The sequence below is a fragment of the Halorubellus salinus genome (genome assembly GCF_020567525.1).
GTDB classification, from domain to species: Archaea; Halobacteriota; Halobacteria; order Halobacteriales; family Natrialbaceae; genus Halorubellus; species Halorubellus salinus.
In genome coordinates, this window is sequence record NZ_JAJCVI010000005.1 from 386,213 (window position 1) to 399,977 (window position 13,765).

A 13,765-nucleotide genomic window follows, 5' to 3' on the forward strand; every position below is an offset into this window, starting at 1 on the left:
GATGCGAAGCCGACGGAATCCGGCTCGTCGAGTGAGGCCGTGGCGACCGACGGCGGCGAGACACCGCCCGCGGAGCGTGCGCCGTCGACGACGAGCCACGGCCTCCTCGGTGGGACGCTCGCGAACCTGCTGGGTGGCGACTCGGCGTTCGCGCGCTACGCGCGCTCGTCGACCGCGCACGCGGTCGTCCTCGCCGTCCTCGCGGTCTACCCGTTCGTGCACGCGTTCTTCACGAACCCCGCGACGTTCAACGTCGTCCCCGTGCTCTCGGGCGCACCCGAGTACTGGGCGGAGACGTTCGTCGCCGTCCTTCCCAGGGTGGAGACGATGGTCGCCATCTTCTACTTCGGGCTGTTCGCCGCGAGCTTCGACTTCATCTCCGGGTACACCGGGTACCTGTCGTTCGGGCACGCGGCGTTCTACGGCGTCGGCGCGTACGGCGTCATCCTCGTCGCGAACGGGAAGATACCGCTCCTGGGGAGTCAGACCCCGTTCATGGTGACGATACTCGTCATGGCGATCGCCGCGGCCGTGCTCGCGGTCCTCCTGGGGCTCGTCTCGTTCCGGCTGTCCGGCGTGTACTTCGCGATGATCACGCTCGGGTTCAGTCAGATCCTGTACGTGCTGTTCGCGTCCTGGGACTTCGTCGGCGAGAACCCACGGGACGGCGTCGCCGTCCTCTCGCATCCGGAAGGGTTCGAGATCGGCGTGCCGTTCGTCGACGCGCTGAACCTCCAGATCGGCCAGCTCCAGGGCGACTCGGTGCTGTACGGCCTGGACATGGCGAAGCTCGGGTTCGACTTCCTCGGGTTCATCGACGTCACCGTCGACCTCGGCGGCACCGAGGTGTCGTACTACATGGTCGGCCTCGTCGCCGTCCTCGGGTACGCGGCGATGCAGCGCATCATCCACTCGCCGTTCGGTCGCGTGATGATCGCGATCCGGGAGAACGAGGAGCGCGCTCGCGCCATCGGGTACGACGTGTACAAGGTGAAGCTCGCGGCGTTCGCGATGAGCGCGTTCTTCGGCGCCATCGCCGGCGGCCTGTTCGCGGGCTTCCGGCGGTCGGTGAGCCCGGAGAACTCGCTGTACTTCCTCGTCGCCGGGGACGCCCTGCTCGCCGCCGTCATCGGCGGGTTCGGCACCCTGGCGGGCCCGATATTCGGGCGGCTGTTCCACATCAGTATCGAGGAGTTCCTGTCGAAGTCCGGGAGCGGCGGCGGCCTGCTGCCGTGGCTCGAACGCACGCTCGGCGAGGGCACGATGACGACGGAGACGGTCGGCGGCGTCACCGTCGGCGAGGGCGTCGACACGTTCCTGAACGGGCACGCGGAGCTCTACGTCGGGCTCGTGTTCGTCCTGTTCGTGCTGTACGTCCCGAACGGCCTGCTCGGCACCATCCGCGTCCGGATGGGTGGGACCGTCGCCGGGCAGACCGCGGCGCGCATCAAGCGCTGGGCGAACGGCGCTGCCCCGACCGGGTCGAAGTCCACCGGGAGCGCTGACGCCGAGGGTGACGATGACTGAGGTCTGCCTCACCGGCTTCGGGACGTACGTGCCGAGCATCGTCGTCACGGGCGAGGAGATCGCGACCGCGTCGGGCGTCCCGGAGGACGTCGTCGTGGAGAAGATGGGCGTGCGCGAGAAGCGCGTGTGTCCGAGCGACGACGACCACGCGACCGACATGAGCGCGAAGGCCGCTCGCGACGCGCTCGACGACGCCGACCTCGACCCCGCCAGTCTCGACCTCGTGCTCTACCACGGGAGCGAGTACAAGGACCACGTCGTGTGGTCCGCGGCCGCGAACATCGCCGAGCGCATCGGTGCCGACGGGGCGTACGCGACCGAGAGCTACACGCTCTGCGCGGGCGCGCCCATCGCGCTCCGGCAGGTCGCCGCCCAGATCCGCGCCGGCGACGTCGACCGCGCGCTCCTGGTCGCGGCGAGCCGTGAGGAGGACCTCGTGGACTACGAGAACGAGCGGTCGAGCTTCATGTTCAACTTCGGGAGCGGCGCGAGCGCGTACGTCGTGGAACACGCGTCGCGCAGCGACGCGGAACGGTCGAGCGGGCAACGCCCGCGAGACGCCGGCGACGGGACCGCGACCGACGGCGGCGACGCCGCGGCCGCGAGTGCGGAACTGCCGGCGAGCGAGCGCGCTCGCGCGGTCGTCCGCGAATCGGCCGCCGTCACCGACGGGTCGTTCTCGATGGACGTCGTGATGCCCGCTGGCGGCTCGAAGCACCCGCCGAGCGCGGAGACCGTCTCGGCCGAGGAGCCGATGCACACGCTCGACGTCCCCGACCCGGACGGCATGAAACAACGGCTCGGCGACGTGAGCCTCCGGAACTACCTCGACGTCGCCGACGACGCGCTCGCGAAGAGCGGGTACGACCGCGAGGACCTGGACTTCGTCGCGGTGACGCACATGAAGCGGTCGTTCCACGACCTCCTGCTGTCCGAACTCGGCGTCGACGTCTCGACTGCCAGTTACTACCTCGACGAGTACGGGCACGTCCAGAGCGTCGACCAGGCGCTCGCCGTCGAGGAAGCCCTGCATGCGGACCCGCCGCGGCTCGACGGCGGCGACGTCGTGCTCTTCCTCGCCGCTGGCACCGGCTACACGTGGGCGGCGACCGTGCTCGAGTGGGTCGGGTAGGGGCCGCGTCGGGGTCGCGGACACCGCACGCGTCGCGTGCCGGTGGCGGTACCTTCTTGCCGTCGCCGTGAGTCGATTCGGGTCATGTCCGCGCCTGCGGCGGCGGCGAGCACGCCGGACGCCGAGGTCCCGAAGCGCCGGCGCCGCGCGTTCGCGGTCGTGGTGTTCGTCGTCGTCCTCGACCTCCTGGGGTTCGGTATCGTCATCCCCATCCTGCCGTTCTACGTGCGGTCGTTCGTCGCGAACGACCTCTTCATCGGGCTGCTGGCGGCGTCGTACTCGCTCGCGCAGTTCGCGAGCGCGCCGTACCTCGGCCGCCTCAGCGACCAGTACGGGCGGCGGCCCGTCATCGTCATCTCCCTGATCGGGGGGTCGGTCGCGTGGACGGTGTTCGGCGTCGCGGGCGCGCTCTGGCTGGTGTTCCTCGCGCGCATCGTCGCCGGTGCGGCCGGCGGGAACATCGCGACCGCGCAGGCGTACGTCGCGGACATCACGCCACCTGCGGACCGCGCGGGCGCGCTCGGCGTGCTCGGTGCGGCGTTCAGCGTCGGGTTCATCATCGGGCCCGCGCTCGGCGGCGTCCTCGCCAGCCCCGAGGTCCTCGCGATAGCGAGGGACGTCCTCCCCGCGGTCGTGCCCGTGACGCGGTTCTCGATGCCGAGCTTCGCCGCCGCCGTCCTCTCCCTCGCGGGCGCCGCGGTCGCGTGGCGGTACCTCCCCGACCCGGCGAGCATCTACGAGGACCCCGACGCACCCGAGGGCGGCGACGAACCGGACGCCGAGGACGCATCGGAAGCGAGCCCGCCGGACGCGCCGGCGCCGACGACGCCGGCGGCGCCGTCGACGCTCGTCTCGCAGTTCCGCGAGGCGCTCGCGGACGACGCGCTCCGCGGGCTCGTCGTCGCGTTCTTCCTCGTGAACGTCGCGTTCGCGGGCGTGACGGTCGCGTTCGTCCCGTGGCTCGCGGACGTGTTCGGGTTCGCGGAACCGCAGGCGGCGGCGTTCCTGACGTACATCGGCGTCCTCGGCGTCGTCGTGCAGGGCGGGCTCGTGCCGCGCGTCTCGCGTCGCATCGGCGACGCGAAGATGGCGGTCGTCGGCCTCGGCATCCTCACCGTCGGCGCGGCCATCCTGCCGTTCACGCCGGACGTCGGCCGGCTCGCGGGCGTCGCCGTCGGCGGGTTCGCGCCCGCGGTCGTCGCGCTCGTCGTCCTTCTGCCACTGATACCGCTCGGGAACGGCCTGCTGTCGGCGGCGCTGGGCGCGCTCGTGTCGACGAGCGCGAGCGCCGACCGCCAGGGGTCGGCGTTCGGAGTCACGCAGGGCGCGGGCAGCCTCGGCCGCACCGTCGGGCCGCCCGTGATGGCGGGCCTGTACGAGTTCGGCGCGCGCTGGTCGCCGTTCGTCGCCGGCGCCATCCTCCTCGTGCCGGCGCTCGTCGTCGTCGCCCGCCGGCGCGTCACCGCGCCGGACGCGTCGTCGTAGCCGGGCGACCGCGGTCGCGCTCGTGGCGCCCGCGACGCCGGTCGTGGAGCGGTACGCTCATGAGCGAGCGGCCGCTACTCGTTCGGCGTGGCGCGCTACTTCAAGTACCCGTGTCCGGGCTGTCGGAGCACGAACGACCTCCACGACTTCGACTGCAAGTTCACGGGCACGCCGTGGTTCGACGTCGAGAAGGCGTACACGGACATCGTCGGCGCGCTCGCGGACGGCGCGAAGGCCGAGGACGAACTGCGCGCGGCGGCCCACGGCGACTGGGATTCGCTCCATCAGGCGGCGTTCCAGGAGCTCCGGGCGACGCGACGCGTCGACGAGACGACCGACGAGAGCGGTCGCGAGGTCCTCGAACTCGTCACGCCCGACGAGTACCGCGAGCGCCTCGCGCACCCGCCCCACGACCCCGTGAAGACCATCTACGAGGAAGGGTCGGTGCCGGGCGCGCACGACAACAGCGTGTTCGCGATGGTCGCGTACTACGAGATGATCGGGCTCACGTGGGAGGAGACGAGGGAGAAGGTCGTCGACTGGCTCGTCGAGTCGGGGACGTGGCAGCGCGGCGGGTTCGAGGAAGGGTCGCCCGAAGAGTTGGTGGACTCGAAGCGGCACGTCCACGAGCAGGGCTACGGGTGGAAGGAGAAGGCGAAAGCGGCGAAGGCGGTCATCGACCGACGCGTGTGACGTCCGGGGGTCAGGGAAGGTTCGCGCGGTTCGCGTAGAGGAACCCACCCAGTGCGAAACTCATGCAAAACCCGAAGAACAGGTAGAACGCCGGGTTCCCGAACAGCCCGAGTGCGTACCCCGGGGACTGGACGAGTGCGAGAACGGCGAGCAGGGTGAGTAGCGACGTCACGACGATGAGCACGGAGATCTGCCAGAGCGGCAGGTAGGGCCCGGGGACGTCGTCCTCGGTTACGCGTTCGAGCCTCCGGTCGAGTCAGCCGACTTCGCGTCCCGTACCCACGCGAGCGCGAAAGCGGCGGTCCCGGCGAGCACGAGCAGGCCGCTCGCGAGGGAGAGCTCTGCTTCGCCCAGGACGGCGACTATCGGGTCGTGCAGCACGAGCGTGTTCCCGACCACCGCGGCGAGGAGGCCCGCTCTGCCCAGTGCGTCGTCCATATGTCGACGAACATGCACGAGTGATTTAGTAGTTGGGAACGCGCCACCGCGACGAAGTACATGTTTCTTGTCGCTACCACGAATAGCGAGCACCATGTCCGCGCTCCAGTCGCTGCGCGCGTGGTCGAACCCGGAGTGGCCGTCCACGCCGACGTACGCCGCAGTCGCCCGCTTCGCCGTCCGGCGGGGCGGGCTGTGGGTCGTGCTCGGCCTCGGCTGCCAACTCGCCATACTGCTCTCGACGGGTGAGTACGCGGTCGTCGTGTTCGTCGTCGGCGCCCTCGTCGCGGCCGCCGTCGGCTACTTCGCCGGCGTCGCCGTCATGTTCCAGGACTACGGCCGTGCCGCACTCGCCGCCGCTGCGAGCGCGGCCATCCTCCTCGCCACCGGCGCCGCGATGGGTGCACTCGCCCCCATCGACGACCTCGTCGTCGCGCTCGTCACCTTCGGCGCAATCGGCTCGCTCGCCTCCGGCGTCGGCGGCTACACCGCCGCCGAACGCGCGACCTGGGCGGCCGAGGATTGAGCCGACGCTACCGACGTCAGCGTCGTCGAGAGAAGAACCGCGAGAACCGAATCGACCGTCGTCAGTTCGACTGGATGCGCGGCGCGAGCATGAACGTCACGTGCCCCATGCCCTCGGCGATGTCGAAGTGCATCTTCACGGGGAACTCCTCACCGAGTTCCATCGTGACCTCCGCGTCCTTCGGGATGGCCTTGTCCATGTCCTTCAGGTAGTCGAGCGAGAACAGCGAGTGGGCGTCGGCGGCGGAGAGGTCGATGAGGTCGTCGCGGTCGAGTTCCAGGTGGACGTCGTCCGCATCGCCCTCCGCGTCGATGTAGAACGTCTCGTTCGACCCGTCGACGCCGAGCGCGATGTGGTCGCTCACCATGTCCGCGGCCTTCACCGCGCGGTTGATGTCCTTCCCTTCGACGACGACCTCGGCAGCGAGGTCGAGGTCCGGGATGTCCGGCTCCTGTCGGATGCTGTCGGGGTCGATCAGCGTGAGCGTGTACTCGAGCCCGTCGATCTGGATGTGGAGCTTGCGCGTCTCCTCGTCGAGTTCGAGACTGACGAGCTGGCCGGCGTCCGCCATGCCGGCGATGTCTTCGAGCCGCGAGAGGTTCACGCCGATGAGGCCGCCGTCGGCCTCGTACGACTCGAACGCGTCCGCGGACAGCGACAGGTCGACCATGCCTACGTTCGCGGGGTCGACAGCGCGGATCTCGAGGCCGTCCTCCTCGAGGTGGATCTTGCACTCGTCCACCAGGACGCTCACGGAATCGAGCGTCGTCTTGAGCGTATCCGCGCTCACGATGGCCTTGAACATATTATCTCGTGGTACGAAAGCGGGCCCTAAAAAGACACCCTTTCCGGCCTCCGTGCGGCCCTTCCACGCGCTTACGACGCCCCGGCTGGCGCGGACCTGCGAGGTGGCGGGCGCGTCCACCAACAGCACGGCCACGGTCGGCGCGTCCACCGGCAGCACGTTGATAGTCCGCGCGGCGTCCGAACGCACCGAGCGGGTCGTGGCGCTCTTGAGGCTACCACGCGTACGATCACGTATGACTCGGCCCACTATCGTGTACGACGACGACTGCGGGTTCTGTACGTGGAGCGCGGAGTACGCGGACGCGCACGGCAACTTCCACCTGCTCGGGTTCTCGAAGCTCACGCCCGAGGAACGCGCACGACTCCCGGACGACTACGAGGACTGCATGCACGTGTTCGACGGCGACGACACGTACTCGTGTGGCGAAGCGGCGGAGTTCGTCGCGTCGCGACTCAGCACCGCCGAAGGCACCGCTGCGCGCGTCTTCCAGTCGCTCCCCGAGGGCGCGCGACGGCACGTCCGCGACCCGACGTACCGGTTCATCGCGGATCACCGCGACTGGTTCGGGAAGGTCCGCTCGAAGCGACCACCGGCGCGCGACTGACCGCCGCCCGCGGATCCCGTCAGTCGCCGACGGCGTCGAGTCGCACGGCGAGCTCGCCACGCACCCACGACGCGAGGTCGTCGACGGGCTCGGGTGCGTCCGGCGCCCAGCGGTCGAACGTCCGCACCGTCTCCATGAACGTCACGGCGCGATACAGCGGGTAGCGCTCGGAGAACCCGTCGGGGAGCAAGCCGGCGTGGTCGCGGTAGCCGGCGCGGAGCGCGCGCCGTAACCGGTCGTTGTCCGCGTCCTCGAGGTCGGCGCGCTCGACGTACTGCGCTTCGGCGCGCGCGACGTCGAGCGCCGGGTCACCGACCATCGCCGTCTCCCAGTCGACGAGGCCCGGGCCGCCGGAGTCGACGAGGCAGTTCTCGGGACGCGGGTCGTCGTGGACGAGCGTCACCGGTGCCACGTCGAGCTCGCCGCTCGCCGCGTCGACGGCTGCGAGGACGTCCGCGACGCAGTCCCGGAACCGGTCCGGGACCTCTTCGTCGACGCGCGCGTCGAGCGTCTCCTCGAGGACGCTCGACCACGACCCGCTCGCGAGCGCGAACCCGTCGCGCTCGTCGCTCCACCCGCGGATGCGTGCGTGCCGCTCGAAGTCGTCCGCGGCGTGGACGCCGGCGAGCGCTCGACCAACGGCCCGCAGCACGGTCGCTCGCGCGACCGTCGAATCGACCGGCCAGTCCGTCGCGATCGCCGTCCCCGACAGCGCCGCCGTCGCGACGTACGCGGGCGTGCCAGTCGTCTCCACCGCCAGCACGTCCGGGACGCGAACGTCCGCGTGCCGGCGGGCGTACCGGAGCGCCGCCGCGTCGCGCGCCAGGCGCTCGCGCACCCACGCCCCGTCGTCGACCGCGACCTTCAGGAACGCCACGGCACCGTCCGCGAACCGGACGCGAACCGTCTCGTTCCCCACGCTGTCCGACCCCGACGCCGCCGTCGTCGACGCGACCTCGCGCTCCGGGAACGCCGCCGCGAGCACCCGTTCGACGTCCCCCTTCATCGCTAGCAACCGACGTCACCACGAACCAAGTGCGTTCCGGGCCACCACACCACACACCACGGTAGCCGACGCCGTCGCTCACCACGAACCACGCACGCAGAAAGTCGCGAAAGATGGCAAGTCGACGCGACTTCTCACCCTTTCACCCGGACGCGAATAAACGTTCTGTCACCGGAGACCCGTTCCCGCGCCGCCTCCGGCGTCACTCGAACGCGGGGATCCCAGTTCCTGACCTGAATCCCCGTTGTTCTCGCAGCACCTGCGGTGCTACTCGAACGCGGGGATTCCCGGTCTTCTCTCACCGGAATCGCGGTGTTCTCCTGCCGCCTCCGGCGTCACTCGAACGCCGCGATTCCGGTGAGATCCTCACCGAGGATCAACGTATGAATGTCGTGCGTGCCTTCGTACGTGTACACGGTCTCGATGTTCGCCATGTGCCGCATCGGCGAGTAGTCGCCCGTGATGCCGTTCCCGCCGAGCATCTCGCGCGCCGTCTTCGCGGTCTCTCGCGCCATCCGGACGTTGTTGCGCTTCGCCATCGACACGTGCTGCGGGCGGAGGTCGCCGCGCTCCTTCAGGTCCGCAAGGCGGTGCGCGAGCAGTTGCGCGTTCGTGATCTGGGTCGCCATCTCCGCGAGCTTGCGCTGCTGGAGCTGGAACCCCCCGATGGGCTGCCCGAACTGCTCGCGGTCCGTCGCGTACTCGAGCGCGGTCTCGAAGCAATCCTGTGCCGCGCCGACCGCACCCCACGCGATACCGAAGCGCGCCTGCGTGAGACACGACAGCGGGCCCTTCATGCCGCGGACGTGCGGGAGGACGTCGTCCGCGTCGACGTGCACGTCGTCGAGCGCGATCTCGCCCGTGATCGACGCTCTGAGCGAGAGCTTGTCGTCGATCTTGTTCGTCGTCACTCCAGCCTTGTCCGTCTCCACGAGGAACCCACGGACGGGATTCTCGTCGTCGCTGCGGTCCTTCGCCCACACGACGGCGACGTCCGCGATGGGCGAGTTCGTGATCCACGTCTTCGAGCCGTTCAGGACGTAGCCGTCGCCGTCGGCCTCGGCGTGGGTCTCCATCGCGCTCGGGTTCGAGCCGTGGTTCGGTTCGGTGAGCCCGAAGCAACCGACGGCTTCGCCGTGCCCGAGCTTCGGGAGCCACTCGTCCTTCTGGGCGTCGCTCCCGAACGCGTGGATCGGGTACATGACGAGTGCGCCCTGCACGCTCGCCATCGACCGGACGCCGGAGTCGCACGCCTCGAGCTCCTGCATGAGCAGGCCGTACGCTTTCTCGCTGACGTTCGGGAGGTCGTACCCGTCGAGGTTCGGCGCGTAGAACCCGAGCGCGCCCATCTCCTCGATGATCTCCGTCGGGAACGTCGCGTCCTGCCAGTGGTCGGCGATGTCGGGGCGCACCTTGTCCTCGACGAAGTCCCGTGCCGTGTCGCGGATGAGGCGTTCCTCCTCGCCGAGGTCGGCCTCCAGTCCGACGTAATCGAGCATACGAAACCTGCGGCCTACCGCGTGAAAAACGCTCCTAATTTCGCGCAATGATTGCCGGAACTGGTTCACTGGCATACGGCGACCGCCAGGTCGCCGTTTCAGGTTGGTCCGCCGTAGGAGCATCCCGTGGGCGGGAGGGCGGCGTTTCAGGTTGCTTGGCCGTACGGGTATTTCGTGGGCTGTCTCCATACCAGACGATTTGGATAGTATCTGTCTCTGACAGCCGTGTCACGAAGTGGCGACACCTCTCTGACTCTGACTATGTATGTTCGTTGAGGGTTTGTATATATGCTCGGCGGTCGTTCTAGACGTGAGGTATGTAATGTCCACAAAACGCGTAGCGGCTGAAGACGACGTCAGAGCTGCATCCGACCAGTTCTACAGTGCACTGGAAGCGATGGCGAACGGGGATGCGAGTTCCATGGCGGACATCTGGTCACATGCGGACGACGTGACGACCATGCACCCGATCGGTGGACGGGAGGTGGGTTGGGACGCCGTCAACGCGTCTTGGACGGGAGTTGCGTCGGCGAGTACGGACGGGACGGTCACTCGAACGGATCAGGTCGTCCGCGTCGTCGGCGACGGTGCGTACGAACTCTGCGGCGAATCGGCGTCGATGACCTTCGCGGGTGAGCCGTTGCGTCTGGAGAACCGGGCGACCAACGTCTACCGGAAGGAGAACGGCGAGTGGAAGATAATCCACCACCACGCCGACCTGGACGCCGAGTTCGCCGAGAAGGTCGCGAACATGGGCGCCTGAACGACCGACGATCACCCTTTCTCGCGATTCCGTGTCCGCTCCGCAATCAGCGGGGCACAGTTCCGGGTGCTGAACGATTCCTCGGAGCCAGGGCGTTTCCGTGCGCGGCGACTCGCTGGAGAGTCAGGCGGGGATGTCGTCGACGCGCTGCTCGAAGAGGCGTTCGCCGCTCTCCGAGCATTCGACGGTGACGACGTCGTAGCTCGAGCAGCAGGATTCGACGGTGTCCTCGCGGAACTCGGCGCGCGAGCCGTCGGGGCACGTCTCGAGGAAGACGCGGAGGCCGTTGAGGACGCGGCCTTTGGCGACGGCGGGGAGGTCGGTCCATTCGGGGTGACGGTCGGCGAGTGCGCGTGCGCCGGCGACGTCGGCGACGAGCGCGGCTTCGCTCGGCCACTGGCCGATGCGGTGTGGACCGCGGTTGAGGAGGACGGCGTCGTCGTGCCGGCTGAGTTCGTAGTCCTCGTCGTCGAACCCGAACGTCGCGAGCGCGTCGTCGACGGCGATGTCGTCGATGGCGTCCATCTCGGCTTGCCAGGATTCGGCGAAGTCCTCGGCGAGGCAGAGGTCGTCGACGTCCTCGCAGGGTTCGACGGCGCCGGCGTCGAGGAGGACGCGCTCGGGGTCGACGTCGACCTCACTCGGGTCGACGCTCTCGGCGCCGGCGTCGAGGCCGGTGGCGTCCTCGGGAGCCTTCCCGAACCACGCGAGCATCCATTCGGGCATGTACTGTTTCGTCAACTCGGGCGTGCCGGGGACGAGGTACCCGCGGAGCCAGATGCTCGCGGCGGCGAGCGCCAGGAAGCCGACGGCGGCGCCGGCGGTGACGGTCGGTGTCGCGCCGACGGCGGTCGTGCCTGCGGCGACGGCGCCGGCGAACGCGACCGCGAGCACGCTGTTGACGACTGTGCACGCCATGCATCGGTTCTCGCCCGTGTACTCGGGCTGCCTGAGCGACTCTAACGCACTCGTTGCCATTACTATCGGTAACGCGATTCGAGTATGAAAAGACAACGTTTCGAGAACACGAGACGTCGCCCGGTCTCGACGGTGGAAGTGTCCCTTCGCCGACGGCCACATCGCTCGTCGGGGCGAGACACCTGAGAATCTACGACGCCGCCGCCCGGCGCCAACCGCCTCACTATGGCCCATTGCGACCAGAACGACTTAAAGAACTGTGAGAGGTGTCGTCGCACCGATGGTGCGGCGGCTGGTGCGGACAGCCCGCGGTGGTGGTCCGTCAGGACAAAGACCCAGCGCGACGCACGTGTACGCAATGGGCTTGCTGGATTCGATTCGGGCGGTACTGGGGTCGCGCGCGGAGGCGGACGCGTCGCGGGACGCCGACCCGGAGGACCTCTTCGGGATGAGCACGGCGTACATCACGATGGGTGCGGAACTCGGGTGGGAGTCGACGGGCGACGCCGCGCTCTGCTTCGCGGACGTCGACAGCACCGACTTCGCGGACACCGTCGACGAGGTGAAGGCCATCCTCGACGCGGGCGGCGAGGAGACCGGAACGACCGCGGACTTCCACGAGGACTCCCACGGCTACAACTGGGTCGCCCTCCACGACGACTCCGACCCCGAGGACCTCGTGACGAGCGTGCACTTCGCCGCGGACACCCTCGTCGAGCGCGACTACGGTTCGCGGCTGCTCGCCGCACTGTTCGCGTTCGAGGACGTTACTGACTCTCGAGCGGGAGGCGGTGGCGGCGACGGGACCGAGCCCACGCACGCGTACTGGGTGTACTCGTTCCGGCGCGGCGCGTACTATCCGTTCGTCCCGAAGGGGACGAGCGAGCGCGACAACGGCGTCGAGTTCAAGCTCGAGAGCAAGTTCGGCACCGAACTGGACCTCGAACCCGAGAAGGAGTACTGGTACCCCTACTGGCCGCGCCGCGCCGGCCAGCATCCCTGGGAGTAGGTCGCTCGTCCACCGCGGCCGACGCCCCCGCATCCGCCGACCGGCGGCGAACGTGTTCTTCCCGTTTGAACCCTCGCGTCGACCCGTCTATCGTCCGGTCCGCCGCCCCCGGTTTCACTTTCACTCTCCTGTTAACGAGGCTTTATACCCCTTGCCGCGCCAGTAGCGTGTATGGCAGACGTCAACCTCGAGGAACTCCCCGGTGTGGGTCCCGCAACAGCAGACAAGCTCCGCGACGCCGGTTACACGTCCTTCCAGGGCATCGCGGTCGCGGCGAGCGGTGAACTCTCGAATCAGGCGGACGTGGGCGAGTCCACGGCGTCGGACATCGTGCAGGCCGCTCGCGAGATGGCGGACATCGGCGGGTTCGAGACGGGCTCGCAGGTTCTGGAGCGACGGAACGAGATCGGGAAGCTCTCCTGGTTCATCGACGACGTCGACGACATGCTCGGCGGCGGTGTCGAGACCCAGTCCATCACGGAGGTCTACGGCGAGTTCGGTGCCGGGAAGTCCCAGGTCACGCACCAGCTCTCCGTGAACGTCCAGCTCCCCAAGGAGCACGGCGGGCTCCGCGGGAGCGTCATCTTCATCGACAGCGAGGACACGTTCCGCCCGGAGCGCATCGACGACATGGTGCGTGGGCTGGACGACGAGCTCATCCAGGCGACGATGGACGACCGCGGTATCGAGGGCAGTCCGGACGACGAGGAGGCGATGGACGAGCTCATGGAGGACGTCCTCGACAAGATCCACGTCGCGAAGGCGTTCAACTCGAACCACCAGATGCTCCTCGCGGAGAAGGCCCAGGAGCTCGCGGACGAGCACGAGGATTCGGAGTGGCCGGTTCGCCTCCTGAACGTCGACTCGCTGACGGCGCACTTCCGCGCGGAGTACGTCGGTCGTGGCGAGCTCGCGGAACGCCAGCAGAAGCTGAACAAGCACCTGCACGACCTCGACCGCGTCGGGAACCTGTTCAACTGTGCGGTGCTCGTGACGAATCAGGTCGCGTCGAACCCGGACTCGTTCTTCGGCGACCCGACGCAGCCGATCGGTGGGAACATCCTCGGGCACAAGTCGACGTTCCGGATGTACCTCCGGAAGTCCAAGAACGACAAGCGCATCGTGCGGCTCGTGGACGCGCCGAACCTCGCGGACGGCGAGTCCGTGATGCGCGTGACGAACGACGGCCTGAAGCCCGAGTGAGCGTCGCGCCGACCGCGGTCTGACGCGCGAACCGTCTTCGTTTTCGCCCGTGCTGCGAGGGACGTCCAGCGACCGTGACAGTCTTTTCTTGCACGCTAGGTGAATTCCTGTGGGTCTCCGATGCGCCTCGATGACTGTCGTGGGTCGTATTTTG

15 protein-coding genes are annotated in these 13,765 nt (G+C 68.6%); 9 read left to right on the forward strand and 6 right to left on the reverse strand.

The genetic code is table 11. The annotated features are described in order from the left end of the window. Window positions 1-129 precede the first annotated feature (129 nt). The 4 genes from LI336_RS16090 to LI336_RS16105 all read left to right on the forward strand — a co-directional run bounded on the left by LI336_RS16090 (window position 130) and on the right by LI336_RS16105 (window position 4,837). Window positions 130-1,527 (forward strand): branched-chain amino acid ABC transporter permease, encoded by a 1,398-nt coding sequence (locus tag LI336_RS16090; RefSeq protein WP_438267293.1) that lies wholly within the window; start codon window positions 130-132, stop codon window positions 1,525-1,527. Continuing rightward, a complete protein-coding gene (locus LI336_RS16095) occupies window positions 1,520-2,659 on the forward strand; it encodes a 3-oxoacyl-[acyl-carrier-protein] synthase III C-terminal domain-containing protein (RefSeq protein WP_227134168.1) in 1,140 nt (379 codons plus the stop codon). The genes LI336_RS16090 and LI336_RS16095 overlap by 8 nt, the downstream gene beginning before the upstream one ends. Before the next feature lie 84 nt (window positions 2,660-2,743). After that, window positions 2,744-4,144 (forward strand): MFS transporter, encoded by a 1,401-nt coding sequence (locus LI336_RS16100; RefSeq protein ID WP_227134169.1) that lies wholly within the window; start codon window positions 2,744-2,746, stop codon window positions 4,142-4,144. Between the two features lie 87 nt (window positions 4,145-4,231). Beyond that, window positions 4,232-4,837, forward strand: coding sequence for a DUF7474 family protein (locus LI336_RS16105; RefSeq protein ID WP_227134170.1), 606 nt, complete (start codon window positions 4,232-4,234; stop codon window positions 4,835-4,837). A gap of 10 nt (window positions 4,838-4,847) precedes the next feature. Here the strand turns inward: LI336_RS16105 and LI336_RS16110 are convergent, their stop codons facing one another. Both LI336_RS16110 and LI336_RS16115 read right to left on the reverse strand, forming a co-directional pair. Further along, complete coding sequence (locus tag LI336_RS16110) at window positions 4,848-5,009, reverse strand: hypothetical protein (RefSeq protein ID WP_227134171.1); 162 nt, start codon at window positions 5,007-5,009, stop codon at window positions 4,848-4,850. 59 nt (window positions 5,010-5,068) lie between these two features. Continuing rightward, the gene (locus tag LI336_RS16115) at window positions 5,069-5,275 is read right to left on the reverse strand and encodes a hypothetical protein (RefSeq protein WP_227134172.1); all 207 of its coding nucleotides are present in this window, start codon (window positions 5,273-5,275) and stop codon (window positions 5,069-5,071) included. A gap of 94 nt (window positions 5,276-5,369) precedes the next feature. Here LI336_RS16115 and LI336_RS16120 point away from each other — a divergent pair, with 94 nt between their 5' ends. After that, on the forward strand, window positions 5,370-5,801 hold the full coding sequence (locus LI336_RS16120; RefSeq protein WP_227134173.1) for a hypothetical protein: 432 nt from the start codon (window positions 5,370-5,372) through the stop codon (window positions 5,799-5,801). A gap of 61 nt (window positions 5,802-5,862) precedes the next feature. Here the strand turns inward: LI336_RS16120 and LI336_RS16125 are convergent, their stop codons facing one another. Further along, window positions 5,863-6,606 carry a DNA polymerase sliding clamp gene (locus LI336_RS16125; RefSeq protein ID WP_227134174.1) on the reverse strand — a complete coding sequence of 248 codons (744 nt, stop codon included), beginning with the start codon at window positions 6,604-6,606 and terminating at the stop codon, window positions 5,863-5,865. A 235-nt stretch (window positions 6,607-6,841) separates the two neighbouring features. Here LI336_RS16125 and LI336_RS16130 point away from each other — a divergent pair, with 235 nt between their 5' ends. Further along, window positions 6,842-7,213 (forward strand): thiol-disulfide oxidoreductase DCC family protein, encoded by a 372-nt coding sequence (locus LI336_RS16130; RefSeq protein ID WP_227134175.1) that lies wholly within the window; start codon window positions 6,842-6,844, stop codon window positions 7,211-7,213. 19 nt (window positions 7,214-7,232) lie between these two features. Here LI336_RS16130 and LI336_RS16135 read toward each other — a convergent pair whose 3' ends face one another. Continuing rightward, window positions 7,233-8,219: a phosphotransferase family protein gene (locus tag LI336_RS16135; protein WP_227134176.1), complete on the reverse strand. Its 987-nt coding sequence runs from the start codon at window positions 8,217-8,219 to the stop codon at window positions 7,233-7,235. Between the two features lie 335 nt (window positions 8,220-8,554). Continuing rightward, complete coding sequence (locus tag LI336_RS16140; RefSeq protein WP_227134177.1) at window positions 8,555-9,718, reverse strand: acyl-CoA dehydrogenase family protein; 1,164 nt, start codon at window positions 9,716-9,718, stop codon at window positions 8,555-8,557. Between the two features lie 265 nt (window positions 9,719-9,983). Here LI336_RS16140 and LI336_RS16145 point away from each other — a divergent pair, with 265 nt between their 5' ends. Beyond that, window positions 9,984-10,481 carry a YybH family protein gene (locus tag LI336_RS16145; protein WP_227134178.1) on the forward strand — a complete coding sequence of 166 codons (498 nt, stop codon included), beginning with the start codon at window positions 9,984-9,986 and terminating at the stop codon, window positions 10,479-10,481. A gap of 123 nt (window positions 10,482-10,604) precedes the next feature. Here the strand turns inward: LI336_RS16145 and LI336_RS16150 are convergent, their stop codons facing one another. Next, complete coding sequence (locus tag LI336_RS16150) at window positions 10,605-11,459, reverse strand: DUF8054 domain-containing protein (protein WP_227134179.1); 855 nt, start codon at window positions 11,457-11,459, stop codon at window positions 10,605-10,607. A gap of 298 nt (window positions 11,460-11,757) precedes the next feature. On the opposite strand from LI336_RS16150, the gene pspAB reads away from it, so the two are divergent. Both pspAB and radA read left to right on the forward strand, forming a co-directional pair. Beyond that, window positions 11,758-12,408: a PspA-associated protein PspAB gene (pspAB, locus tag LI336_RS16155; RefSeq protein ID WP_227134180.1), complete on the forward strand. Its 651-nt coding sequence runs from the start codon at window positions 11,758-11,760 to the stop codon at window positions 12,406-12,408. 171 nt (window positions 12,409-12,579) lie between these two features. Next, window positions 12,580-13,611 carry a DNA repair and recombination protein RadA gene (gene radA / locus LI336_RS16160; protein WP_227134181.1) on the forward strand — a complete coding sequence of 344 codons (1,032 nt, stop codon included), beginning with the start codon at window positions 12,580-12,582 and terminating at the stop codon, window positions 13,609-13,611. The last annotated feature ends 154 nt before the right edge of the window (window positions 13,612-13,765 follow it).

Coding starts and splice junctions, on each gene's coding strand:
- LI336_RS16095 (WP_227134168.1), top strand. CDS start 1,520: ATGACTGAGGTCTGCCTCACCGGCTTCGGGACGTACGTGCCGAGCATC.
- LI336_RS16100 (WP_227134169.1), top strand. CDS start 2,744: ATGTCCGCGCCTGCGGCGGCGGCGAGCACGCCGGACGCCGAGGTCCCG.
- LI336_RS16115 (WP_227134172.1), bottom strand. CDS start 5,275: ATGGACGACGCACTGGGCAGAGCGGGCCTCCTCGCCGCGGTGGTCGGG.
- LI336_RS16120 (WP_227134173.1), top strand. CDS start 5,370: ATGTCCGCGCTCCAGTCGCTGCGCGCGTGGTCGAACCCGGAGTGGCCG.
- LI336_RS16125 (WP_227134174.1), bottom strand. CDS start 6,606: ATGTTCAAGGCCATCGTGAGCGCGGATACGCTCAAGACGACGCTCGAT.
- LI336_RS16130 (WP_227134175.1), top strand. CDS start 6,842: ATGACTCGGCCCACTATCGTGTACGACGACGACTGCGGGTTCTGTACG.
- LI336_RS16135 (WP_227134176.1), bottom strand. CDS start 8,219: ATGAAGGGGGACGTCGAACGGGTGCTCGCGGCGGCGTTCCCGGAGCGC.
- LI336_RS16140 (WP_227134177.1), bottom strand. CDS start 9,718: ATGCTCGATTACGTCGGACTGGAGGCCGACCTCGGCGAGGAGGAACGC.
- LI336_RS16145 (WP_227134178.1), top strand. CDS start 9,984: ATGTTCGTTGAGGGTTTGTATATATGCTCGGCGGTCGTTCTAGACGTG.
- LI336_RS16150 (WP_227134179.1), bottom strand. CDS start 11,459: ATGGCAACGAGTGCGTTAGAGTCGCTCAGGCAGCCCGAGTACACGGGC.
- pspAB (WP_227134180.1), top strand. CDS start 11,758: ATGGGCTTGCTGGATTCGATTCGGGCGGTACTGGGGTCGCGCGCGGAG.
- radA (WP_227134181.1), top strand. CDS start 12,580: ATGGCAGACGTCAACCTCGAGGAACTCCCCGGTGTGGGTCCCGCAACA.